This is a genomic window from Enterococcus montenegrensis, assembly GCF_029983095.1.
Lineage (GTDB): Bacteria > Bacillota > Bacilli > Lactobacillales > Enterococcaceae > Enterococcus_C > Enterococcus_C montenegrensis.
Map to the genome: position 1 here is coordinate 2,322,600 of NZ_CP120467.1, position 26,061 is coordinate 2,348,660.

Genomic DNA, 26,061 nt, shown 5'->3' on the forward strand with positions numbered 1-26,061 from the left:
CGAAAAATGTTGAATTTTATGGCGAAATATCCTAAGATACAAACATCTTACAAAAAGAAAGAAGGATGAAAGATGACTTCAATTTCCGTACAAGATTTTAACTTGCTACGACAAAACGAAGTGCTGAACATCTTAGATATTCGCGATTTACAAGACTTTGAAATGAGCCATTTGCAAAACGCTGTTTCAGTACCAGCGACTAGTCTTCCTAATGAATTAAATAATTTAGATAAAAATGCGACTTACTATGTGATTAGCTATTCCGGACGTCGCTCAGAAATCATCGCGAGTTTCTTAGAAAATCACGGCTTTCACGCCATTCATGTTATTGGTGGTATGCGTGATCTAAAAGAATTAGCAGCTTAAAAAAAGCGCTGTGACAAATTATTTGTCATAGCGCCTTTTTTTATTGCTCTTCTTCTACGTCTTCTTCGTGATAATATTGGGAGACATCTTTATACCACTCAAAAAGGTGTGTAATTAAAACTTTGGCCGCCGCGTAAACAGGAATCCCCAGAATAACCCCCACGACCCCAAATAATTTACCAGAAGTTAATAATACCAGCAAAATAGTAACCGGATGGACCGAAAGCTCATTGCCTAATACTAATGGCGAGATCAAACGCCCTTCAATAGTTTGTTCGATAACAAAAACTACCAAAACTTTTACCAGCATAATCGGACCCGCAACAATTCCTAAAAACACCGCCGGGACCATTGCTAAAAACGAACCTAAATAAGGAATCAAATTTAAAAAGCCTGCCGCAACACCTAATGTGACCGAATAATCCAAACCAATAATAGAAAAGCCGATAATAAACATAATCGAAACCGCAAAGGCCACTGTTAATTGGCCTCTGATATAAGATGAAACCTGGTCATTCATTTCTCTTAATACTTTTAACGTCGGTTTGCGAACTTTATTTGGCAAGAATTTAACAAAATAAGGTGCTAAATTACGGCCATCTTTTAAAAGATAAAATAAAATAAATGGCATCGTAAAAATCGCTACCAAAGTTGATGCCACTGCCCCGACTATTTTGCCAATGCTAGAAATAGTTGAGCTAGAAATATTACGAATGAAATCTGTCAGCCAGGTTGTGATTTTGTCACCATAGCTATCAAACTGATCTTTAAAGGTACCAAACATTGGGTCGTTTAAAATTTCATTGGCCTTTTGGTCGATAACATCCAAATAATTGGGAAAATTATCAATAAAACTGGCAGTTTGTTCGCGAATTTTTGGCACGATAACCACCACACCCCAAGTGATTAAACCAATTACTAATAAAAACAATAAGATGATACTATAAATTCGTTTTAGCCCCTTTTTTTCCAAGTAATCCACCGCGGGGTTCATCAAATAATAAAAGACCCCAGCTAAAACAATGGGTAAGCCCACGACACCGACAAATTGGGCCACTGGCTCAAATAAATACGAAACCTTCGTAAAAGCATTTAAAATCAATAAAATTAATAAAATAATTAACAACGCTGTCACAAACTGATTATTCAAAAACCATTTCCAAAACCACGACAGACGTTTCTTCTCTTTTTCCATCAGTAACCTCCTTAATTAGTTGTCATTAGTGTTTTTTTTAATGGTGATACGTTCATAAGCACATTACACCAAATTTTGATTTTATGCGATTTTAGTTTATTTTCCATTTTTTGTTAAAAAAACTTTACCTCTAACATTTAAGGATACGTAATCATCATGCCTACTTCTAAATGGGGAACTTCAAAAGGTGTTAAGTATATCCCATTTACAATGCTGTCAGCTGCTGGTATTTGATCAAATACAAAAGATGCATGTTGAATTTCATGCAGGCCTTTTAATGCCGTATTTCCTAGATGGGTGACTGTATATTTGGCGCTGCCAAAACTGATTTCATCTCCAACTTTTAGCGTAATTTCAGAAGCTGCTGGCACATCTTGAATAATGGCATAAGGTTTCAGCCCAGCTGTGGCGCTTTCATCAAAAAAGATTAAAAGTTTCTCTTTTGGATCAATTGCCTGTTCGCCAATTGCCGTAATTTTTCCTTCTATCATTTGTAGTTGCCTCCTAATTTCAAATTGGTTCTTCTTTCAAATTTTCCAACAGTTTTATGGAAGTTATAGCCTGGCTTTAAGTCGTATGAAAGAGACGCCATGCAAATAATCCAACTGTTTTAACAGCCTTCATTATAACATAACTAAACTTTTCTCTGACTTCTAAAGCGGATTCTTTGTGGTAGAATAGAAAAGAGTACGACTTATTGAATGAAAAATTTTTTCTTAGAAAAAGTTTGCAAATAATTATTTAGGAGGAAAAACATGTTACATCACTTATTACTAGGTACTTATACCAGACGTGTCAGCCAAGGAATTTATCGCATTACTTTAGATACTGCAAATGAGCAATTGGTAGACTTGGAATTGGCGACCAAAGAAAATAGTCCAACTTATTTAGCTCAAAGTAAGGCAAAAAATTTATACACTGTAACAGCCGTTGATGGCAAAGGTGGTTGTGGTGCATACGATAAAGATTTCAACTTTTTAAATGCCGTGACAAAAGAAGGCGCACCATTATGCTATGTGGCAGTGGATGAAGAGCGTCAGTTAGTTTATGGTGCAAATTACCATTTGGGTGAAATCAGCGTCTATGGCGTAGAACAAGATGGCAGTTTAAAACCAGGTGTCATTATTAAGCACGATGAACCAACGGGTAGTAATGAAAACCAAGATAATCCTCATGTTCATTATACAGATTTAACCCCTGACAAACGCCTTGTTGTTTGCGACCTTGGTACCGATCGCGTTTACACTTATAATGTCAGTGAAACAGGTGAATTAGATGAAGTGGCGATTTACCAAACCGAAGATGGCGCAGGCCCACGTCATTTAGTTTTTCATCCAACAAAAAATATCGCGTATTTATTAGGTGAGTTAAATAGTACCATGACTGTTTTAAGCTATAATCCACAAGATGGTAGCTTTACAGAAATTATGCAAGACTCCTTAATACCAAAAGATTTCACTGGTGCTAACGGTGGTGCTGCAATTCGCATTAGTCAAGATGGTCGCTTCTTATACGCATCCAATCGTGGGCATAATTCAATTGCTGTTTTTGCAATTTCAGAAGATGGTTTGACCATTGAAAAAGTTCAAACGATTAGTACTGAAGGTGAATTTCCACGGGACTTTGCGCTTGACCCAAGCGATAAATATGTCGTTTGTGCCAACCAAAACAGTGACAATTTGACGCTTTATACGCGCAATCAAGAAGATGGTCACTTAACCTTAATTCAAAAAGACGTTTATGCCCCTGAATGTGTCTGTGTTTTATTTGAAGACTAACAGCCATAAAAGAATTGGAGGAATCCCCCATGTTTACTAAAACCCCTGTTGAATTATTATTAAAAGACTTTTCAAACTTATTAAACAAATGTCAGTCCGTTTTTGATTTAGTAATCAGTCGTCGTTATAATGTAAATTTAGCGATTTTAACTACGGCTGAAGCCTATGCTATTGCTGAAAAGGCGTATGTCCGTTGTGATCAAAATGTCCAATTACAAACTAAAGAAGTTGAAGCTTTCGTTAACGCTTTTGACGATTTTTATTTTGAACTAAAGCAAGTTTTATTCCACGACGACGATGATATTCCAAGTTTTAAAAAACGTCTAACTACAATGCAAGAACAGTATGAATTATTAACACAATCATTTAATTTGTTATAGGAGATTATACAATGAATCAACAAGAAGCTTTGGATCGCTTAAAAGAAGAATTAAACCTGCCCTTTTTTAATGGCAAAATTGAAGAAAAAGAATATAGCGAAGAAGAGTATCAAAAAATGAAAAATGATTTGATTAAATACTTTGACGACTATGTTCGTAATGTGGAAAATTAAATCCATCTATCCTATTTTTGATAAGTAGTACGATTTTAACGCCTTCTTTAGTTTAATTCAGTTAAATCAAACTAAAAAACAGCCGGACTACCTTTTTTGGTAGGTTTAGTACCTCAAAAGTCAGAATTTTTCTCTAACTTTTGCTGGGAACTTCAAAACACCGGCTGTTTTTATTTTTAGTGAATTTTCCTAGTTACTTTTTTAATTCCAAAAATTTTGTCGCGACGTTGTTTAAAAATGTTTCATCGTGCTCAATGATCACCATAGTAGGCTGGACGGCTTTTATAACGGCTTCAAGTTGTTCTTGATTAAAGACATCCAAATAATTTAGCGGTTCATCCCAAATAAACAATTCTGCCGGACTTGCCAAAGACTTCGCCAATTCTACTCGCTTACGCTGCCCCATGCTCATATCTTCAATTTTATTATAGAAAACTTCTCGCTCAACACCCAGTTTACGTAAATTATTTAACAAGTCTTCGTAATTCAGGTGGTGACTTTCCGCAAATTCTGTTAAAGTCCCGGTATTATCTTCGTAATTTTGACGCAGATAGCTAATAGTAAGATTTTGCGGGCGCTTCAAAATCCCTTGGCTATTACCGGTAAAATGTTCCATTAAATAATGGATTAAAGACGATTTACCAGCACCGTTGATCCCTTTTATTGCCAGGCGTTCCCCTTGACGTAATTCAAATGAAACGGGTTGAAATAGTGGGGCGTTATCGCCATAGACTAGCGTTAACTCTTCTGCTTGTAACAATAACTTATGATGCGTAGGAGCAAAATTCATTTGCAGCCTATCGACTGTTTCAATATCTTTTAATAGCTCTGCTTTTTGCGCAGCTTGATCTTCTAGTCGATTCACAATTGCTTTGGAGCGTTTCATGGTACGAGCCGCATCCGCTCCCACTGCCCCTTTATTCACGCGGCGCTTTTCTGTATCAATAAAGCCTTTTGATTTTTTCGTCTTATCCCCTTCGCGAGAGCGGGCCCACTCCGCTTTTTCAGCTGCGGTTTGTTGCAGGCGCCCAATTTCTTTTTTTAATTTAGCATTTTGTTCCAACTCATATTTATCCCGCAATTGCTTTTGTTCTTCATAAACTGAAAAATTACCTTGATATAAAACCAATTGACTTTTTTCAATCGATAAAATATGATCTACCACTTCATCCACAAAATGACGATCATGGCTTACCACAATAAAGCCTTGTTTTTTTCGTTTTAAATACTTTGCAACTTGCCTTCGCCCCATGACATCTAAGTGATTGGTCGGCTCATCAATTAACGGGAAGTTTAATTCATCCACAAACAATAACGCTAGTAAAACCTTCGTCTGTTCCCCACCGGAAAGACTGACAAAGGGGCGCCACAAAATTTCAGGATCTACGCCGAGTAAATTTAGTTCACGTTCTAGTTGCCATTGTTCAAAATTTACTACTTCTTGTAACGCATAAAAGGTTAGCTGCCCTTTGTCTTGCAATTGCTGAGGAAAATAGGTAAACGACATTTGATGCGTAATCTGGCCTTCATAGGGAAATTTACCCTGTAGTAGATTTAAAAGCGTCGTTTTTCCCCGCCCATTCCGACCAATCAGCCCTAGTTTCCAACTTTCATCAATTACCAAATTACTATGATCAAAAAGTAAAACGCCCTGGTTGTCAAAACCAAACGTCAAATCGTGTATTTTTATTACGGTCATCTTATCACCTCATATAAAAACTGTGGAAATGTACTTATTTAATTCGTGCTAACTAGCCAAAGTATATTTCCAAGTCAGACATTGCTACACATAAATACTGGTCCCATTTTTATCTTTTACAACAATATAAAAAAGGACCGTCCTATTTTCAGGAACGGTCCCCACTTTGGGTTATTGACAAATAAGGCAGATAAAAAGACCCTACAAAGTCATTGAACCAATCCTGAAAATCTGCACACGAATACCTTGGTCGTTCCAAGTTTTTCGTCTAAATGCAGCTTCAATAAATTGGTTAAATAATCAATGCAGGATCCCTCATTTCGTTTTTAGTAATTTAAGATTAGCATGATTTTCAATTCTTGGCAATTTTTCTGAAGTGAAATTAAAAATTGGAACAAACCTATTCAAAAAAATTGCGCCACCTTACAATAAAAAAACATATACTTTATTTTTTATCATTTTTTTGATTTTTAATTTCTTTTATAAGTTAAAAATAAGAAAATTCATTTCGTAACTTTTCATCTAAAAAAAGAAATATGACACTCATTTTTCTTATTTTTAGGCATAAAAAAACCATTGGGTTGGTTAGGCCCAATGGAAAAAGGAGTAATTACTCTCAAATGGAGTAAAATGAAAAATAAAAAGGTTGTTGTTGGTTATGTATTTAATATAAACGACAAGTGCTTTTTTGTCATAAAAATAACGTTACAGTTAAATTAGATAACTCTCGTTTTGCTAATTATCCCGTTTTCCCAGGATTTATTTGCTCACTTCAGGTGAATAAAATTCATTTCTCCCTTCATTTTCGCAAATTTAGTTTTTTGGCCGAAGGGTTGATTCGTGAAGCTAGACAGTCAGAAAAGTTTTTCGGACTCGCTTAGCTTTTAAGCATTAAGGCACAATTGCAATAAATTGCTTCTTAAATTTTTTGCAATTGTGTTCTATTGTCGCCGAGAATTAGTCCATAAAGCTAGACATAAAAAAGGCTAGATAGTGAAAAAAGCAGTCAAAGCAATATTTTTTGTGGCAATTTTATACTGCCTTGATAGCTTACAAAAAGAACCTTGAAAAAATTAACAAAAATTTTCAAGGTTCTTTTTTTAGTTTGAGAATGAAACGACAATAAACTTTTTATTTTTTGCCTAATAATAAGTTTGTCATTCGTTGAATAGAAAATGAGATTTCGTCGGTTGCTTCGTCTTGTTTTGTTTCAGAAGCATCAAAGGCTTTTGTATCAATCCCATTTTCTGTTTGTAAACTGGCAATCATTTCATCACAGCCAGCAACATATTTTTCATAAGAACGTTGGAATTTTTTATGAATTCCCATTACTTTTGCAGGTGGACGCAGTTTTTCAATTTGCCCTAACATTGCTTTGTATTTTTTTGTGCCGGCAGCAAATACATCTACGACTTCTACAATCTTTTCTGGCGTCAAATTTGCTAGTTCATTTGTATCAATAGCAGTGCGAATAATTTCATAATGCGGGTTCATTTCTTCCCCGATTTTTTCTGTATCTTGTACGATATCATTAATATTTTGGACATAATAACCAAGATTTGGTCTCACAGTTATTCCTACTTTCTTTTTTTGTGATAATTTCATTTTAGCGGTTTTTCTACTAATAAGAAAGTATTCTCTAAAAAAAGGGTTATTTTTTGCATTTTTTCTAAGAGTCTTGGAAAATATAGATAAAGGTGGTGAATGAAGATGGCACAAGCAAAATCACTTCAAGCATATGCCAAATTAAGTAGTGCTGACACGCTCACAAATATGAACAGCACAAAAGCCGGACTAACCGAGGCGGAAGTAAAAAGCAGGTTGGCGAAATACGGAAAGAATGTGATTGCTGCCACAAAAAAGCAATCACTATTAAAAGTGTTTTTAACTAACTTTACAAGTATGATGGCAATTTTATTGTGGGTAGCTGGCCTCATCGCCTTAATGACTGGTACGCCAGAATTAGGAATTGCGATTTGGCTTGTCAATTTGATTAATGGCGTTTTTAGTTTTTGGCAACAATATCGCGCCCAACAAGCTACCAGTGCTTTACAAAAAATGCTGCCTAGTTACGTTAAAGTCATGCGAGCTGGACAAACAAATAAAATTTTAGCCGCCGACTTGGTACCCGGAGATATTGTTTTATTAAATAGTGGTGATAACATTCCCGCCGACGGTCGCTTACTTTCTGCCGATAGTCTGGAAGTAAACCAATCTTCATTAACTGGTGAATCTATTACTGTCAATAAAGAAACCGATCCACAAACCGACGCAGTCTTAAAAAACGCTGGTAAGTACGCCGAAGCAAATTTGGTTTATGAAGGTACATCGGTGGTCAATGGCAGTGGCTCCTTTGTCGTTTTAGCTACTGGAATGCACACTGAATTTGGCCAAATTGCCAGTTTGACTACTTCTGTTGCAGCTGTTAAAAGTCCGCTGCAAAAAGAATTGGATATATTAACACGGCAGCTTTCTTTAATTGCTATTGTTATTGGGGCATTGTTTTTTGTCGCCGCTGTCTTTTTTGTCGGATATCCCTGGCCTAAAGCTTTCATTTTTGCGTTGGGAATGATTGTTGCCTTTATTCCTGAAGGCTTATTACCAACCGTTACCTTATCTCTTGCAATGGCTGTCCAAAAAATGGCCAAAAAAAATGCGTTAGTAAAACATTTGAATAGTGTAGAAACTTTAGGCGAAACTACGGTCATCTGTTCTGATAAAACAGGTACTTTAACCAAAAATGAAATGACCATTGAAAAAGTTTGGCTTCCAACAGATGATTACACAGTTTCTGGTACTGGTTATGAACCTAACGGCATCGTGACAAAAGCTGGTAAAAAAATAGATTTAGCACAAGAGCATGACTTATTACAACTGATTCGGATTGCCAGTCTATGTAATGACTCAGCCATTGAAGAAAAAGACAATCACTACCAATTAGTGGGTAGTCCCGATGAGGGCAGTCTTTTAATTTTGGCTGCTAAGGCTGACTACGATCTAAGGGATGAAAGGAAAAATTATCCCCGTTACAACGAACTTCCCTTTGACTCAAAACGCAAACGCATGTCAACTATCCACCAAAATAATGGGCAAAACTACGTCTTTACCAAAGGTGGCATTACCGAAGTTTTAAGCTGTTGCCAAAGTTATTTAAAAAATGGGCAAGTCATCCCCTTAACTGAAGCTGTAAAAAAAGAAATTTTAGCTAAAAATGATGATTTTGCAAAAGAAGGCTTACGTACTTTAGCATTTGCTGATCGTATTTTACAGACAACAACAAATTTAACCATTGAAAATTGCGAACAAAATTTGACTTTTGTCGGTATCACCGCCAGTCAGGATCCACCGCGGGAAAATGTCATGGAGGCAATTCAAAGATGTCATGATGCCTCCATTCGAATCATCATGGTAACTGGTGATTACGGTCTAACTGCCAAAAGTATTGCCCGCAAAATCGGCATCGTCAAAGGCGCTGACGTCCGGGTAATTACCGGCGATGACTTAGCTAATATGTCTGATTCAAAATTAAAAGAAAATTTAACACATGAAGTTATTTTTGCTCGCGTTGCTCCTGAACAAAAATACCGCGTAGTCTCTCTATTGCAAAGTTTAGGTGAAATCGTTGCTTCCACAGGTGATGGGGTCAACGATGCACCGGCCTTGAAAAAAGCGGATATCGGTGTTGCGATGGGAATCACCGGAACCGATGTCGCCAAAGAAGCAGCCGATATGATTTTAACCGATGATAATTTCACATCTATTGTAAATGCAATTGAAGAAGGGCGGACGGTTTACAACAATATTCGCAAATTTTTATTGTATATTCTAAATAGCAATATGCCAGAAGCAGTCCCTTCTTTATTGTTTTTATTATCAAAAGGTATGATTCCTTTACCTTTAACTGTTATGCAGATTTTAACAATCGATTTGGGTACTGATATGTTACCTGCTTTAGGGTTAGCAACTGAACAAACTGAACCCGGTACTATGAAAAAACCGCCCCGTAAGCGGACAGAACATTTATTAACCAAGCAAATTATTTTAAAGGCCTTTGCTTGGTATGGTCTTTTAGCCTCCATTATTTCAATCGGCGCCTATTTCTTTGTCAACCATTTAAACGGCTGGCCCACGACTGCCTTAGCTACTGACGGCACCGTTTATGCCATGGCCACAACTATGACCTTAGCTGCAATTGTCTTTTGCCAAATTGGCGCTGTTTTTAACTGTCGCACCGCAGAACAATCACTTTTTAAAATTGGTTTTTTCTCAAACAAACGAATCTTAGGGGGGATTTGTTTTGAAGTGATTTTAATTGCATGTTTGATGTATGTCCCGTTTTTACAAAAATTATTTGGCACCACCGGCATTCAACTACAAGATTGGCTATTTCTAATTTGTATTCCTCTACCTCTGATTATAATTGAGGAAATCCGCAAGAAAATGATTCGTAAAGCTTAAATTTAGCCAAAAAACCATCAAGGCAGACCTTGATGGTTTTTTTAGCTTATTTTTAATGAACAGGATGAGCTGCATGTGTTTGGCGATGATTTAAAATAAAGCCTACCACAATGGTAATGACCGGTGCCAATAAAGGAAAAAAGGCAAAAGGAACATATGCCATAGCACTCACTTTTAAAGTACCCGCGATAAATGTACCGCTAACCCCCCAAGGAATCAACGCATTCACACTAGCACCTGCATCGGCTAAAGTTCTAGTTAAATAGCGATTGTCTAATTTCGCTGTTTCAAAAGATTTTTTGAATGTTTCTCCTGGTAAAATAATCGATAAGTACTGTTCCCCCACAATAATGTTTACCCCGATACTGCTAAGAGCGGTCAAACCGATCAAACGAGACGGACGATCCATTTTACTTTTTAGTGCTTCAACAATATTTTCCACAATTTGATATTTCAATAATAAGCCGCCTAAAGCCAACGCTAAAATAATGAGACTGGCTGAACCCAACATACTCATAATACCACCACGGGATAAAAGTGTATTCAACTTCTCACTAGCTGTTTTGGCCGTAAAACCATTCATTAAAATAGTGGCAACTTTTTGCACCGTTAAAGTATGATCATGAATAAAACTAAGTCCAATCGCAACGCTGGCGCCTGTTAATAATGTCGCAATTGCTGGAATCTTCTTGACTGCCATAATAAATAATATAATCAAAGGAATTAATGTCCAAGGTGAAATCCAAAAATTATTTTCCATATTGGCAATCATTTCATTCACACTCGTCAAATTAGCTGTTTTACTTGTATGACCTAAAAAGACGTATAAAATAAAACTAATTACAAAAGCAGGTAAATCGGTGAAACGCATATTGGCAATATGTTGAAACAAATCAATTTCGCCAATTCCAGCTGCCAGATTGGTCGTATCTGATAGCGGTGAAATATTATTGCCTAAAAAAGCCCCCGAAACAACTGCTCCTGCTGTATACGCATCGTGAAAGCCTAAAATATGGCCAATCCCTAAAAAAGCAATTCCGATCGTGGAAATTGTTGTAAATGAACTTCCTACAGTTAATCCGACAATCGAACAAACGACAAAAACTGTGGGTAAGAAAAAACGTACCGAGATAATTTTAAACCCATAAACCATGATCGTCGGAATTGTTCCTGCTAAAATCCAAGCGGCCACTAACACGCCAATTAATAAGAAAATAATGATGGGAATAATACCTGGGGTAATGCCACTGATAATCCCTCCATGAATATCATCCCACGAAAATTTTTTCATGCGACCATATAATAATAGCAGCATGAAAACAAATAAAATCGGAACATGAGGACTTAGCTGAAAGCCGATAATTAATATTCCCAAAATTGCTAACATGGCTGCCAAAACCGCAGCACTTTCTTTGGTTGAAATTTTTTTCATGTAAATACCTTCTTTATTTTTTCAAAGTAAAAACGCCCTGCCGCAAGGACTTACGACAGAACGCTTAGTAAATTGTTAATGACTATGGTGCAAGTGGTCTGCAGAAGAGTCAGTAACAGCAACTTTCCAGTCATTTTTCTTAAAGTGATTAATGACCAAAGGAATAACAAACATCACAACTGCAATAGCTGCAACTAACAACGCATTCGCTAAAGTAGATGTCCGTAATGTCGCATACGTAACGACAACGATTGAAAATAGCAACATGATGCTAACAACCCATACAAAAGCATTCCCTTTTTTACCAATTCGGTAAGGACGAGCCATTTCAGGATGATGTTTCCGTAATTCTAAAACGGAAATTGCAATTAGAACATATACGATACAATAAACGATTGTCGTAGCGTTCGTTAAAGTTAAGAAAACAGTGCTGACATCATCCATAACCCCATACAATAACGCAAATAGTGAAATAACGATCGATTGCGTCAAGACAACATTTTTAGAAACGCCATATTTATTTTCTTTTTGGAAGCCAAACTTAGGTGGTAAGAAACCTTCTCTTGCAACTTGAATAATAGTTTTTGAAGGACCAGTTACCCAAGCAGAAAGTTGTAACAAGACACCAATGAACACCATGAAACTGAAAATATTACCAATAATTTTTGGCAGACCCAAAATTTCGCAATAAATGATGATTGGTTGGGTAATATTGGCCAATTCCATTTTGCCCGCTGGGACTACATTGGCAACAAGCATTGCATTAATAACGTTTAGTAAAACTAAACCAATTAAAGCGATGAAAACTCCCTTGGTATAATTTTTCGTAGAATCTTTCAAACGAGGCATATAAACTGAACTCATTTCGATCCCAACGAAAATAAAGCTAATACCTGCTAAATATTTTAATGTTTCAATATGTTGCAAGTCTGGTAAAACCTTTGACCAAGAAAAAGCACCCAAGTATCCATTTGATACTAAGCCAACCTTGAAAAAGGCAAATAAGCCAAGTACAAACATTACAACAACGGGGATATATACGCCTAACCAAACGCCGATGTTACCACCGACTTTGGCCATATCAAATTTTAAATTCAAAATGGTAATAATCCAGTAAATAATTAAAATACAAGCTAAAACAAACCAGTGATTATTGCCTAATGCGACATTACCAAATGTATTTCCTAAAAGTGGGCCTAAAGTTGAGGCTACCATTACCATTCCTGGGAACATTTGCACCCATAGTAACCACGCAACTACAAAACCCCATTTGCTACCTAAGGCAGTTTTTACCCATAATTGTGGGCCGCCTTCTTCTGGCAACATGGTAGAAAGTTCACCGGAAATCATTGAGATTGGGCCGGCAAAAAAGACAACTGCAAAAATTGAATAGAAAATTAATGTCCATCCAACTGCTGCTAAAGTTGGGATACTCCGAACGGTGGCACACAAAGCCATTGTTAGACCAATAAAAGTCCCCAAACTAATTTTATTAATATCTGACTTACTCACTTTTGACACGCTCCTTAAAATTGGACCGCAGTCGATCAGTTACCTGACGGCAACTGACCCTGCCGTCTACTGACTGATTAGTGTGCTGAATGTACTAATTTTTCTGCATAGATTTTTTCCAATTTTTCTTGAAGCGCAACTTTGATTTTTTCAGCATATTGTTCAAAGTTTTCTTCTTTATTCATATATGGTGTCATTACGCTGGCACGCAATACGGTAATTTTTTCCACCCGACGCCATTCTGCATCTGAAAAACCAAGTTGGTTAACAAATTGTAATGGGCTGTCACCATAATCAGGCACAGCAAAGTCAGTATGTGAAGTTAAGAATTCATTACCATAAATGCTTCCTTTGACATATGAAGAGTAGTCATAAACATCGTGATTTAATTTATTCATTGCTTCTAAATCATCATTACCTTTTTCTTTGAAGACATAGTCTACCATGTTGAAATCAGGATAAGTTAATGGGTGTACTTCAATTTCTTTATCGCCAACTTTAAAGGACAAGTTATTTAAGAAGTTAAAGAAACGGTGTGAACCTTCAATAGATGCCCCCATTAATTTACCATATCCGGCAACATTCAATGGTAAAACATGATGTGCAGCCCAAACACTGGCAGCTGTTGCACCGGCTTTGGAACCTTCTAAGATATAAGCGCCTAGTAAGGCAGGAATATCAGCGCCTTTTTCAAAAACGTAAGTTGCAAAATAAGAAATTACGTCCCGCATCCGAATATCTTGGATAACAATCCCACCAGCAGAATAAGGAACATAACCCATTTTATGCGGGTCAATTGTAACAGATTCAGCTTCTTTTATGGCACGATAAGCATTGTACACTTCTTCTAAAATATAATTTTTATTTTCAGTGAAGACCCCATTTTCAAAATGAACATCTTTTAATTCTTCAAATGGGATAAAGTTATTATCTTCGTCTAAGAAAATGGCACGACCATAACCGCCATAAGCAGCGTCTACGTGCAAGTAGAAATAAATACCGTCTTTTGCTAAAACGTCGCGTAGGGCAGCAATTTTATCGATTGGGTCGATTGCGCCTTCTTCTGTTGAACCAACAACACCCACAACACCTAAGATTGGTGTTTTATCAGCGGCTAAATTGCGCACGATTTTTTCAAGTTCATTAACATCCATCCGGTAATTGTGATCCACTGGTACTGGAATAACTTGATCCAAGCCAATCCCAATAATGTCAGCAGCTTTCAACCATGAGTAGTGTTTTGTTTGTGGAACTAACCATTTTCCTAATTTTTCTAGGTTTTTACCACTACGGGCAGAAGCAGCTTTAATATCATCAATTTTTTCGGGCACTGTTGCAAGTAAGTCCATAATTTCTTTCGTAGACAAATTCAAAAGTTCCCATTCTGACTTTCCACTAACCAATTCTGGTGTAACTTCTTTCATGGCAAGCGGTAATGATTTAATGTTGCGGGCATACCATAAGCCTTCCAAATTTGCTAAAGAACCGTCAGCAACAATATGTCCCCAACCATCGCTATAGCTCATTAATTGCGCGAATTCACGTCCTACTTCTTCTTCCATTTGACTTGTAGCAGGAGATGATTCATAGGCTACGTTATTGCCGTTCCAAAGCATAGCAAAGTTATAAGCTAACAATGATGGCATTAACGTTTCTGAGTTCATATGTCCCCAGTAACGTCCGGCAGTATGCCATGGGACAGAATGACTGCGCATCCGTGATGAAATTTCAGATAAAACATCTTCCATTTTGTTGACAGTGTTTTTAAAACTTTCACTGCTTTTTTCTTCAGGCGTAATAATTGGCATGTCTTGTGGCATGTAATTTTGACGCCAGCCTAAATGCTCGTCTACTAATTCGTTTAACAAAGCTTTGTAAATTTGGCCATTTTCAGCTTTGTCCCCAATAAATAGGGCATTTAGATTCAAATCGTTTCCTTGTTCACTCATGATGAACTCCTCCTAAAAAAGTATTGATAAAAATTTTGTCGTTTGTAGGTTACACCTGTTCTTTTTAAAAGTAAAATCATATCTGGACTGTTTTTTAATCAAATTCTTAATTGTTAAATTGTTTTAAAGTTCAAGTCAATTGTGAAAATTTAATAAACCAGTCCGCGTGATACTTTTTATCTGAAAATTCTAAACAGATGTAAAAACAATCGTTATTTTAATCGGCGGAATTTTAGTCGTTTTTTTTATTCGTGAATTATTTTTAGGTTAACCTCAATCTGATAGTCATTATCTTTGTGAAGTGATTTTATTTTACATACGATAAAAAAAGAGCACTCTGTCAAGACAGAATGCTCTTTTTCGTAACGTATTAACAGTGATCTTTACTTTTTTAAGACCAGTTCATCATTTGAAATGGAAAATGAAAATCATTGTTTTTCAAGGTAAAAAATTATTGAATTCTAATTTAATACTTTGGCCAAAAAGTATTTTTTCTTACCTTTTCTGATAACAACGAATCTTCCTTCGAAATGATCAGATGGTGTTACGACAAAATTTAAATCAGTGATACGATCACCGTTAATACTTATAGCTCCGTTTGAAACATCTTCTCGTGCTTGACGTTTTGATGGTTCAATTTTTGTTGCTACTAATAATTCCACGATATTTTCAGGGTCGTTGGAAATTTCAACTGTTGGCATTTTGCCAAAACCTTGTTCAATTTCAGTAGCATTTAAATCTTTGATATTACCAGAGAATAACGCTTCGGTAATTTTTTGCGCTTCGTCTAAATCTTCTTGGCTGTGAACAAAGCGGGTCACTTCTTCAGCTAAGCGGCGTTGTGCTTCCCGTTTTTCCGGTTCAGTCGCAACTTTTTGCGCTAATGTATCGATTTCTTCTTTATCTAAGAAAGTAAAGAATTTCAAGTATTTAATGACATCCCGATCATCTTGGTTCAACCAAAATTGGTAGAATTCAAATGGGGAGGTTTTCTTAGGATCTAACCAAACAGCGCCTCCGGCAGTTTTACCAAATTTCGTTCCATCTGCTTTTAGCATTAAAGGAATTGTTAAACCAAAGGCTTCTGCTTCTGGTCCTTCTAATTTTCTGATCAAATCAAGACCAGCTGTAATGTTTCCCCATTGATCGGCACCACCGATTTGAAGTTGTACACCAAAAGTTTTGAATAGGTGTAAAAAGTCGATGGATTGTAAAATTTGGTATGTGAATTCGGTAAAGGAAATCCCCACTTCCAAACGACTTGAAACAATATCTTTTGCCAACATTGTGTTAATGTTGAAGTTTTTACCGTAGTCTCTTAGAAATTCCAATAATGAAATTTTTGATAACCAGTCAAAGTTATTTACAAAACTAATGTTAGCATCTTTACCAAATAACTTGCGCATTTGATTGGATAATGCATCCACATTATGTTGCACTGTTTCCATTGTTTGCAAAGTTCTTTCTGTTGTACGACCACTAGGATCCCCAATTGTTCCTGTTCCACCACCGATTAAAATATAAGGACGGTGGCCCGCCAATTGAAATCTTTTCATCATCATGAAAGGAATTAAATGTCCAATGTGCATGGAATCACCTGTTGGGTCGACACCACAATAAAGCGCAATGCTCTTTTCATCTACGAGTTTACGTAGACCTTCTTCATTGGTTTGTTGGTTGATGGCATCCCGCCACGTTAATTCATCAATAATATTCATCTTATTGACCTCCGTCTATATTTATGAAAGCAGTAAACTGCTGGCATAGCAAAATTTTATTTTGTTATTAAAAAATGTTTTTTATTACACGACGTTCAAATGTAAGTAATTTTTAATTTAGGATATAAAAAAAATCCCTTGGCAATTTTGCCAAGGGACGAAAATTCGCGGTACCACCCAAATTATATGCTATAAAAGCTAGCATATCACTCAAACATTTAACGCTGTCGCGCGGCTTTACGCCAAGACTCCGGAAGTGTAATTCACACAATTAGCATGTACTGGTTTGCAGCTCCACCAGCTCTCTTTAACAGCGGCTATTGTCCTACTGTGTTTCCATCACAGTCATCATTTATTAATGTGTCTACATCATAAAACTGTACAATCGGTTTGTCAACAAGAAAGACGTTATTTTTTTCAGAATAACATTTTTTGAAATAAAAATTACAGCGCTATTTTTCCCAAAAAAATTAGCTGTCACAGCATAATTATTCATAGTGAAAAAGGTATGGTACATCACTTTGACAAGCTTTTTCCATCGGTATAAAAATTGCAGGTGTCACCGGCAAACACCTTACTATAAAATAACAAAAAAAAGACTGGGATAATCCCAGCCTCTTTCACTTTATTTATTCTTTACCCATCGCTCGTTGGAAAGCTTTCACAATTTCCACGACTGGAATAATCGCAAAGGATGAACCAACAACAATTCCCCATTGATATAAATCAAGATGTGCAACGCGGAAGATATCATTTAATCCTGGTACAACAATGATTACCATCATCAAGAAGAATGAAAGTAAAATTGCCCAGTTGAATGATTTGTTGCGGAATGGCCCAACTTTAAATAAGGATTGGTGAACAGATTTCACGTTAAATGCGTGGAATAACTGCATCAAGCCTAGGGTTGCAAATGCCATGGTTAAAGCATCACTATGAATTGCTTCATAAGTTGCGTGTACTGGCCACTGGATAGCAGACCAATAAACAAATAAAACCGTAGCCGCTTCTAAAATACCTTGATAAATGATACTTGAGAAGACACCGCCAGAAAACAAGTTGGAGTTGCGTCCTCGTGGTTTATGACTCATTAAATCTTTTTCAGCCGGTTCCATTCCCAAAGCAATTGCTGGGAAAGTATCCGTTACTAGGTTGATCCACAATAAATGAATTGGCAACAAAGTATCCCAATTTAACATCGTTGCAATAAACAACGTCAAAACTTCACCCAAGTTAGCTGCCAATAAATATTGAACAGCTTTTTGAATATTAGAGAAAACTTTACGACCTTCTTCTACAGCCACAACAATTGTTGCAAAGTTATCATCAGCTAAGACCATATCAGAAGCCCCTTTAGAAACTTCTGTACCGGTAATACCCATACCAACACCGATATCTGCTTGTTTTAAAGCCGGAGCATCATTAACACCATCGCCTGTCATCGCAACAACTTTGCCTTCTTTTTGCCACGCTTTAACGATACGCACTTTGTGTTCTGGAGACACACGGGCATAAACAGAATAGTTTGCAACTTTTTGCGCAAACTCATCGTCAGACATTTGATTTAATTCAGCACCTGTTAAAACGGCAGCATCATCCCCGGCTTTAATAATCCCAAGACGTGCCGCAATTGCTTCTGCGGTATCTTTGTGGTCACCAGTAATCATAATCGGACGAATACCGGCTTCTTTGGCTACCTTAACAGCATCTGCAGCTTCAGAACGTTCTGGGTCAATCATGCCGACTAAACCAGCAAAGATTAAATCATTTTCGACTACTTCTGTTTCTAAATCAGTTGGAATAGCGTCCACATATTTATACGCCATACCTAAAACACGCAATGCTTGTTTGGCCATATCTTTGTTATTGCTCAAGATTTTTTGTTCTTCAGCGTTTGTCATTGGTTTTACTTCATCAAATACTTGATACTGTGTGCAACGATCTAGTAAAACATCTGGTGCGCCTTTAACAGCAACTAAATAGCGACCATCTGCTTCTTGGTGAATGGTTGACATTAATTTACGATCTGAATCAAAAGGTAATTCTGCAACTCGTGGTTCTGCTGCTACTTTTTCAGTAACATCAAAGCCTTGGTCTTGTCCAAATTTCACAAGTGCAGTTTCTGTTGGGTCCCCAATTAATTCGCCTTCTTGACTGAATTTTGTGTCATTGGCGTAGTTCATAATTTTAAGGGCCATATTGTTATCTGGAATATGTTCAGACGATGGATATTGACGATCATTGGTATAAAGTTTTTCAACTGTCATTTGGTTCAGCGTTAACGTCCCTGTTTTATCTGAGGCGATGATATCTGTTGAACCTAATGTTTCTACCGCTGGTAATTTACGGATAATCGAATTACGTTTTGCTAATACTTGCGTACCTAAAGCTAAAATAATTGTAACGATTGCTGGCAAACCTTCTGGAATTGCAGCAACGGCTAGAGATACAGAAGTCAATAGCATATCCATCCAAGGTGTACCGTTAACTAAAGTTCCAAACAAGAACATGATCACAGCAATAACTAAAATTGCAGCTGTTAAGAATTTACCTAAGTGATTCAAGTTATTTTTCAGTGGTGTTTCGGTTTCATCCGCAGCTGCCAACATACCTGCAATCTTACCAACTTCGGTATTCATCCCTGTATTTACAACTACACCTTTACCACGACCATAGGTAACATTACTGTTGGAATAAGCCATATTAATACGGTCGCCAATACCAATTTCAGTACCTTCTAAAACAACTAATTCTTTTTCTACTGGTACAGATTCTCCAGTCAAAGCCGCTTCTTCAATTTTTAAAGAACTAGACTCAATCAGACGCATATCAGCTGGAACAACATCGCCGGCTTCTAACAATACGATATCCCCAGGCACCAGATCTGTACTCTTAATTGATAACGCATGACCGTCTCTTACAACATTGGCATTTGGTGTGGACATGTCTTTTAAAGCTTCAATCGCAGCTTCTGCTTTTGACTCTTGGACAACACCCATCACTGCGTTAATAATGACAACTAACAAAATAATGATGGAATCAACCGGCTCGTGAGGCGCAGAAATAATTGCGGCAACCAATAAAACTAAAATCATCAAGTCTTTGAACTGTTCAAAGAACTTTTGGACCATTGATTTTTTCTTGCCTTCTTCCAGCTCGTTTTCACCGTATTCACTTAGACGCTTTTTGGCTTCTGCGGCACTTAGACCGTCAGCAGTTGCATCTAACTCTTTTAGAACCTCATCTGGCGTTTGGGAATAAAACGCTTGGCTCAACTGCTGTTTTTTGTTTTCTTCTGACAATTTTGTTCCTCCTTTGAAATTATCATCCACAAGTCAGCTAAAAAAAATAGACTTGTGTATGTGCATAACATACATAAGTCTCACTAATTAAGGCAACACCAGAAAGTTAATTTCGGTTGGTGATGTTGCCACAGCTTATGCTGCTAGTTACTCCCTCATGAAAACATATAAATACAAGAAACATTATATAGTAGATTGCAGCCATGGGCAAATACTTTTCGCAAAAATCCATGGTAGAAACAAATTAAGGTTAGCTTTTTTTCGCGCTTTTTTTTCCTAAAAAAAACGCTGATTAAATAATCTTTGCCACTAGCTTTCAACTCTTTAAAAGTAAGAAGGAGATTTTCGAAAATTGTTGCACAAATTTTTGAAAATTCTATACTTCACTTACAGTTTAAATAAAATAAGCCATATTACTTACGTGAAAACGTAAGTAATATGACTCGTTTCATTAGGCGATCACGGAACCATTTGGCATTTGTTTTGGTGCCTCCACAATGGCTAAGTTTCCTTTTTCATCTTCTGCTGATAAGATCATTCCTTGACTCACTTGTCCCCGCATTTTTCTTGGTTTCAAGTTCGCTACGATTACGACCTTTTTACCAATCAGCGCTTTAGGATCAGGATAAAATTCCGCAATCCCTGATAAAATTTGGCGATCTTGACTGTCCCCAGCAGCTAGACGAAATTGTAATAATTTGTCTGCCCCTTTGACTTTTTGACAGTCAATAACCTCTGCGACTTTCAATTCTACTTTATCAAAATCATCGTATTTAATTTGTTTTTCTTTTACTGAAACCAATTCCGTTTCTTCTGGATCCCATTTTACTGCTTCTTCTGGGTTACTTACTCCTTCAGTCATTTTCTTTTGAATGTAAGCAACTTCTACTTCTTGATCCAAACGAGGGAAAATTGGCGTACCTTTGGCAACAACTTTCGTATCACGTGGAAATTCCCCAAAACGTAGATCTTTTAAGTCCATTGTTTCTGGATCCAAGCCTAATTGTTGGAAAATTTTCTTTGGTGTTTCAGTCATAATCGGTTGTAATAAAATTGCCGCAATACGCAGACTTTCAGCTAAATGCACCATCACACTGTTCAATTCAGCTTTTCTTTCTTCATCTTTGGCTAATACCCAAGGCTCTGTTTCATCAATATATTTATTGGCACGAGAAATCAACGCCCATACTTCTGATAAAGCAACACTAAATTCCATTTTATCCATCGCTTGGTGATAACGCCCCACCACATTTGCCGCTGTTGTTGATAATTCACTATCAAAAGCGGTAACTTTTGATGCATAAGCAGGGACATTGCCATCACAATATTTATTAATCATGGCAATTGTACGGTTCAATAAGTTCCCCAAATCATTGGCTAAGTCATAATTTACCCGCGCAACAAAATCTTCTGGGGTAAAGACACCATCAGAACCAAAAGGCATTGCCCGCAATAAGTAGTAACGCAGAGCATCTAAGCCGTAACGTTCCACGAGCATTTCAGGATAAACCACGTTACCTTTTGATTTACTCATTTTGCCATCTTTCATTAATAACCAGCCGTGACCAAAGATTTTTTTTGGCAATGGTAAATCTAATGCCATTAACATAATCGGCCAATAAATCGTGTGGAAACGAACAATTTCTTTGCCTACCATATGCACATCTGCTGGCCAATACTTGTCAAATAAATGCGTATCGTCTGAACCGTAGCCCAATGCCGTAATATAATTTGACAAAGCATCGATCCAAACATAAACAACGTGTTTTGGATCAGATTTAACTGGAATCCCCCACTTGAAAGTCGTTCGTGAAACTGCTAGGTCTTCTAAACCTGGTTTAATGAAATTATTGATCATTTCATTTTTGCGCGATTCCGGTTGAATAAACTCTGGGTGTTCATTGTAATATTCTAGCAGGCGATCTGCGTATTTACTCATACGGAAGAAATAAGATTCTTCTTTAACCAATTCAACTTCATGACCGCTTGGCGCTTTACCGCCAATCACTTTACCATCTTCATCACGATAAACTTCGGCTAATTGGGTTTCGGTAAAATACTCTTCATCAGAAACTGAATACCAACCTTCGTATTCTCCTAGGTAAATATCACCTTGTGTTAACAGTTGATCGAAAATTTTTTGAACAGCCGCTTTATGATAGTCATCTGTTGTCCGAATAAATTTATCGTAACTAATATCTAATGTCTTCCATAATTTTTGAATGTCTGCGGCCATTTTATCCACATATGTTTGGGGTTCAACCCCCAACTCCAATGCTTTTTTCTCAATTTTTTGACCGTGCTCATCAACACCAGTTAAGTAAAAAACATCAAAGCCCATTAAACGTTTGTAACGAGCAACGGCATCACAGGCGATTGTCGTGTATGAATTTCCGATATGCAATTTGCCGCTGGGATAATAAATTGGGGTTGTAATATAAAAAGTTTCTTTGCCAGCCATGGATTTTCCTCCTAGTTAATAAAAAAGTTAAATGACTTACCTTAAAAATACAGTCAAAAAAATAAAATAAACACCAAAATAGGCTGCTAACCATACTTTAGCCAAGGTAGTCAAACTAATTTTCAAGTACACATCACGTAAATGATTCTTAGCTAGTATACCACAATTCCAACTTTCTTTAAGTCCTTTTCCTTGTAAAAAACATCGGCAAATTCATTTTCCCTCTATTTCGTCGCCTTAAAAAAAGTTTTTTTGGTATAATGAAAGAGATTAACGAAATTGAGGGAAATAATATGACTAAAAAACATCGTCTTCTAATAGCGGCAATTGCCATTTTAACGCTCTTGCACATGGTATTTTGCGCCTTTTACAGCCGCTTGTACGGCTATTTTAATTTACAAGATAACTTACGACTATTTCTTTTAGCAACATTAATATTTCGCGGGATTTTCTTGGCTGTTATTGCGATTTCAGGCTTTATTAGCCTAAATGACAAAGCTAGTAAAGTAACGCCCTTTTATTTGATTTTCTTTTTGTTTAATTTGATTATTCCATTTGTTTTTAATTAAAAGTAGAGGTGAGCCGTTTATGCCAGAATTTGCAACATTAGCTGAAGAAAAACAATACTATGAACAAGTCGCCACCGAAGAAGAATTTCTCCAGTGGTATAAAAAACAAGATCACCCAGAATACGAAAAGCCATCTTTAACTGTAGACATGGTTTTAATGTGTTACAACAAAGAAGAAGATCAATTAAAAATGCTTTTAATCAAACGAAAAAGCCATCCTTACCGTAATTCTTGGGCTCTCCCAGGTGGTTTTGTTATGCCCAATGAATCAACGGATGACTCTGTCTTACGAGAAACGCAAGAAGAAACTAGCGTCGAAATTTCTAAATCAAATATTGAGCAGCTCCATACTTTTAGTACGCCTAATCGCGATCCTCGGGGTTGGGTCGTCACCGTCAGCTATTTAACTTTTATTGGTGAAGAACCACTAAGTGCCGGCGATGACGCCGATGACGTTCGCTGGTTTACGATGGAAAGAAAAGGTAGTGAGCTTTATTTAACCAGTGGTCACGATGTTGAAATCATTTTGAATTTAAAAACCGGCGCTTCTTCTGGCAGTGACTCTTTGGCTTTTGACCATAGTCAAATTGTCTTAAAAGCATTTAACCGGGTAGCAGAAAAAATGGAGCATGAACCGCGCGTCTTACAAGTCTTAGGACCAACTTTCACGATTACCGAAGCTCGTAAAGTTTTTGCGAAATTTTGGGGCATGGATTTTAAAAGTATTGATCATTCCAACTTCAAAAAAGCTATGTTGCAATACTTTGTTGAAATCGGAGAAAAACCATTGGGAATTGGTCGTCCTTCAAAAATTTATCGTTTAAAAGATGATGTCCTGTTGGCAAAATTTTGATCAAAAAAGCTCTCGGTACTCATTTAGACACGAATAATCAATCAATTTTAGAAGACTTCAGCTTTTTTTTTAGCTGGCTGGTTTACAAAATCAGCTAAAAAAACGTCATTAAGGCCAATGACATTTAACTGTCAGCCTTTAATGACGTTTTTTTATTTGGTTTATCATAATTAGTGAACGGATTCCTAGAAACAAAGCCAAGCTTTTTTATCCCCTAGGCGAGCCCTGGAGTCCCTTCCAGTTAAACTGTTTAACTGATTTTTCGCACCGTTTTAGCGGCTGTTAAAAAAATCACTTTTTTCCCGTACCAATTGGCTTTATACTGCAACTTAACTAAAAAACTTTGCCAGTCCGCCAACGTAAAAGATCCCTCTATCCCATTTTTTGGGACTTCAACATATAAAAAATCATAGTTTTTAATCAGATGCATTGTTAGTTCGTCAATCCACGCTTTTTTTTGCTGTTGCTTATGATGGTACAATTTTTGTACCTTTAATTTTTGTTTTTGATAGTTTTTGGCCTCTGCCAATCTCACTTTTCGTTGCTGTGCACTTTTGGCTTTTATTTCCAATTTTCGTTTGGCTTTTTTTAACTTGGTTTCAAGGTCATTTACACAAAGTTGACGACAAAATTTTAATTGATTGCCTACAACAAGCTGATTTGGAGCAAAACGTAATTCAATTTCAGTTTTAGTCTTAGGCAAATGATAAACTTCTTCTTCACATAATAATGAAACATAAAACTGTTGCAAATTCTTTGCAGTAATTGTTGCAGATTTAATTTTTCCTACCACTTTTCGATGACAAACAACAGCAATGGGCTGTTTTAATTTAGGTACCTTCAATAAGTTATCCTTTAACCAGATTGTCTGTTGCTGATTATTCGTGGTGTAAGACTGCCACGTACTTTTTTTGAGCTTCATTTTTGGATGCCCACTTCTACCTTGATAATAATTTTGAAATGCGCGCGCTAAATTTCGTTGTGCATTTGCTAATGCCAAGCTATCGGTTAATTTTAAAAAAGGAAATTCCTTTTTTAAGGCAGCAGGTGTCAGCTTTTTACTTGCTTCAATCGTATTGAACTGACGCTGTTTTAAAAGCGTATTGTACGTAAAGCGAACGCAACCAAAAGTTTGAATTAAAAATTTTTGCTGTGCTTTGGTTGGATAAATGCGAAACTTGTAAGCCTTTAGCACTTTCCTTTGGTTTTTCCCCATATTTTCCCCTTAAAAAGCATACTCCCCAACAAAACAACAAGCCGGCAATTGCTGGTAACTAGCAATTACTTTTTCTTCAATATAAAATGCAACACTTAAATTTTCTGAATATTGCATCTTTTATCTTTGTAAACAATTTTAAAGAATCTTCTGAAAAATTGCAAGCCCGTTTTTACTTGTGAAAAATTTATACATTCCAATTAAAAATACTCGAACACCTTTAGTTAGCTAGCAGACCAACTTTAAGGTTATTCGAGTATTTGTTGTGCTTGTTTATTCTTCTGTTAGTTCTTCAAAATCACCAATTCGCTTTGCCATAATAATATCTGGTTTAAACCAGCCGTTTGCGTCTGGAATTACACCGGTAATTTGATAGCCCATTTTTTGATAAAAACTGTAGGGGTGATTCTTTAGATTTTTTATTTGCGCAATCGTGCCAAAAAGATCCTGATACAAATCAACTTGACTTAACGTTGTTTCATCATTTTCGTCATCGGTACCTAAATAAATAGTAATGCCACCACGAGATGCAATTTCAGATTCTAAAAAAGATACTAAGCGAGCCCCGATTTTTTGACGTCTAAAATCAGAAACAACAACTAATGGATGCATTTCCCAGCCGGTTTGACCATATTGTGGGATTGCCCCAACAAAGCCGACTAAGTCATCTTCCACCAATGCGGCTACGGCAATACGCTCTGGTGCTAACAATTTTTCAACTTCTGCTTTTGCTGTTTGCCCATAATCTTTCGGCCAAGTTTTCGCTAAAAGATCCGCCAACTGGTCTCTTAAAATCCGATTATCTCGTTCAAATTCTGTAATTAACATTGGCATGCGCCTCCTGTAGTATTATGGGTAGTTTACCAATAATTAGAAAATGTCGGAAATAAAATGCTTTTTACTTCTTTTCAATGAAAAACGCAACGTCATTTTTAGCTTTTGGAAAAAAAGCCCGCTGTTTAAGTAATAAGCTAAAACCAGGGTAAAAAGGCTGGCCGAT

At 36.7% G+C, this 26,061-nt stretch carries 19 protein-coding genes and 1 other annotated feature; of the genes, 7 read left to right on the forward strand and 12 right to left on the reverse strand.

Translation table 11 applies throughout. The features are described from left to right. The first annotated feature begins 72 nt into the window (after nt 1-72). Nucleotides 73-366, forward strand: a complete 294-nt coding sequence (locus tag P3T75_RS11255; protein WP_282461640.1) for a rhodanese-like domain-containing protein — start codon at nt 73-75, stop codon at nt 364-366. A 40-nt stretch (nt 367-406) separates the two neighbouring features. Here the strand turns inward: P3T75_RS11255 and P3T75_RS11260 are convergent, their stop codons facing one another. Further along, the gene (locus P3T75_RS11260) at nt 407-1,564 is read right to left on the reverse strand and encodes an AI-2E family transporter (RefSeq protein WP_277988631.1); all 1,158 of its coding nucleotides are present in this window, start codon (nt 1,562-1,564) and stop codon (nt 407-409) included. A 134-nt stretch (nt 1,565-1,698) separates the two neighbouring features. Next, nucleotides 1,699-2,052, reverse strand: coding sequence for a PTS glucitol/sorbitol transporter subunit IIA (locus P3T75_RS11265; RefSeq protein ID WP_206902284.1), 354 nt, complete (start codon nt 2,050-2,052; stop codon nt 1,699-1,701). Nucleotides 2,053-2,316: 264 nt separating this feature from the next. Between P3T75_RS11265 and P3T75_RS11270 the strand changes: the two genes are divergently transcribed. The 3 genes from P3T75_RS11270 to P3T75_RS11280 are packed head-to-tail and all read left to right on the forward strand — an operon-like array spanning nt 2,317 to nt 3,892. Then, entirely contained in the window at nt 2,317-3,339 is a 1,023-nt protein-coding gene (locus P3T75_RS11270; RefSeq protein ID WP_230710246.1) for a lactonase family protein, read from the forward strand. Between the two features lie 29 nt (nt 3,340-3,368). Then, nucleotides 3,369-3,719 carry a hypothetical protein gene (locus P3T75_RS11275; RefSeq protein ID WP_206902282.1) on the forward strand — a complete coding sequence of 117 codons (351 nt, stop codon included), beginning with the start codon at nt 3,369-3,371 and terminating at the stop codon, nt 3,717-3,719. Between the two features lie 11 nt (nt 3,720-3,730). Continuing rightward, the gene (locus P3T75_RS11280) at nt 3,731-3,892 is read left to right on the forward strand and encodes a hypothetical protein (protein ID WP_206902281.1); all 162 of its coding nucleotides are present in this window, start codon (nt 3,731-3,733) and stop codon (nt 3,890-3,892) included. A gap of 193 nt (nt 3,893-4,085) precedes the next feature. On the opposite strand, the gene abc-f is transcribed toward P3T75_RS11280, so the two are convergent. Further along, entirely contained in the window at nt 4,086-5,591 is a 1,506-nt protein-coding gene (gene abc-f, locus P3T75_RS11285) for a ribosomal protection-like ABC-F family protein (protein WP_282461641.1), read from the reverse strand. Between the two features lie 1,131 nt (nt 5,592-6,722). Beyond that, nucleotides 6,723-7,160, reverse strand: coding sequence for a hypothetical protein (locus tag P3T75_RS11290; RefSeq protein ID WP_282462605.1), 438 nt, complete (start codon nt 7,158-7,160; stop codon nt 6,723-6,725). Nucleotides 7,161-7,301: 141 nt separating this feature from the next. Here P3T75_RS11290 and P3T75_RS11295 point away from each other — a divergent pair, with 141 nt between their 5' ends. Continuing rightward, nucleotides 7,302-10,049, forward strand: coding sequence for a cation-translocating P-type ATPase (locus P3T75_RS11295; RefSeq protein WP_407649801.1), 2,748 nt, complete (start codon nt 7,302-7,304; stop codon nt 10,047-10,049). Nucleotides 10,050-10,101: 52 nt separating this feature from the next. Here the strand turns inward: P3T75_RS11295 and nhaC are convergent, their stop codons facing one another. The 6 genes from nhaC to metG all read right to left on the reverse strand — a co-directional run bounded on the left by nhaC (nt 10,102) and on the right by metG (nt 22,423). After that, nucleotides 10,102-11,481, reverse strand: coding sequence for a Na+/H+ antiporter NhaC (gene nhaC / locus P3T75_RS11300; protein WP_206902278.1), 1,380 nt, complete (start codon nt 11,479-11,481; stop codon nt 10,102-10,104). 75 nt (nt 11,482-11,556) lie between these two features. Then, complete coding sequence (tyrP, locus tag P3T75_RS11305) at nt 11,557-12,939, reverse strand: tyrosine-tyramine antiporter (RefSeq protein ID WP_242595722.1); 1,383 nt, start codon at nt 12,937-12,939, stop codon at nt 11,557-11,559. Nucleotides 12,940-13,070: 131 nt separating this feature from the next. Next, nucleotides 13,071-14,942, reverse strand: a complete 1,872-nt coding sequence (tdc, locus tag P3T75_RS11310) for a tyrosine decarboxylase (RefSeq protein WP_206902276.1) — start codon at nt 14,940-14,942, stop codon at nt 13,071-13,073. A 461-nt stretch (nt 14,943-15,403) separates the two neighbouring features. Then, nucleotides 15,404-16,660: a tyrosine--tRNA ligase gene (gene tyrS / locus P3T75_RS11315; RefSeq protein ID WP_206902275.1), complete on the reverse strand. Its 1,257-nt coding sequence runs from the start codon at nt 16,658-16,660 to the stop codon at nt 15,404-15,406. 150 nt (nt 16,661-16,810) lie between these two features. Further along, nucleotides 16,811-17,012 (reverse strand) — a binding site (T-box leader). Between the two features lie 277 nt (nt 17,013-17,289). Next, nucleotides 17,290-19,962: a cation-translocating P-type ATPase gene (locus P3T75_RS11320; protein WP_282461643.1), complete on the reverse strand. Its 2,673-nt coding sequence runs from the start codon at nt 19,960-19,962 to the stop codon at nt 17,290-17,292. A gap of 451 nt (nt 19,963-20,413) precedes the next feature. Beyond that, on the reverse strand, nt 20,414-22,423 hold the full coding sequence (gene metG / locus P3T75_RS11325; protein WP_206902273.1) for a methionine--tRNA ligase: 2,010 nt from the start codon (nt 22,421-22,423) through the stop codon (nt 20,414-20,416). 260 nt (nt 22,424-22,683) lie between these two features. On the opposite strand from metG, the gene P3T75_RS11330 reads away from it, so the two are divergent. Both P3T75_RS11330 and P3T75_RS11335 read left to right on the forward strand, forming a co-directional pair. Next, on the forward strand, nt 22,684-22,992 hold the full coding sequence (locus P3T75_RS11330; protein ID WP_282461644.1) for a hypothetical protein: 309 nt from the start codon (nt 22,684-22,686) through the stop codon (nt 22,990-22,992). A 19-nt stretch (nt 22,993-23,011) separates the two neighbouring features. Next, nucleotides 23,012-23,845, forward strand: coding sequence for an NUDIX domain-containing protein (locus P3T75_RS11335; protein WP_206902271.1), 834 nt, complete (start codon nt 23,012-23,014; stop codon nt 23,843-23,845). 250 nt (nt 23,846-24,095) lie between these two features. Here P3T75_RS11335 and P3T75_RS11340 read toward each other — a convergent pair whose 3' ends face one another. Both P3T75_RS11340 and aac(6') read right to left on the reverse strand, forming a co-directional pair. Continuing rightward, nucleotides 24,096-25,061, reverse strand: a complete 966-nt coding sequence (locus P3T75_RS11340) for an RNA-guided endonuclease TnpB family protein (protein ID WP_282461645.1) — start codon at nt 25,059-25,061, stop codon at nt 24,096-24,098. A gap of 273 nt (nt 25,062-25,334) precedes the next feature. Further along, on the reverse strand, nt 25,335-25,889 hold the full coding sequence (aac(6'), locus tag P3T75_RS11345; RefSeq protein ID WP_230710261.1) for an aminoglycoside N-acetyltransferase AAC(6')-Ii: 555 nt from the start codon (nt 25,887-25,889) through the stop codon (nt 25,335-25,337). Nucleotides 25,890-26,061: the final 172 nt, after the last annotated feature.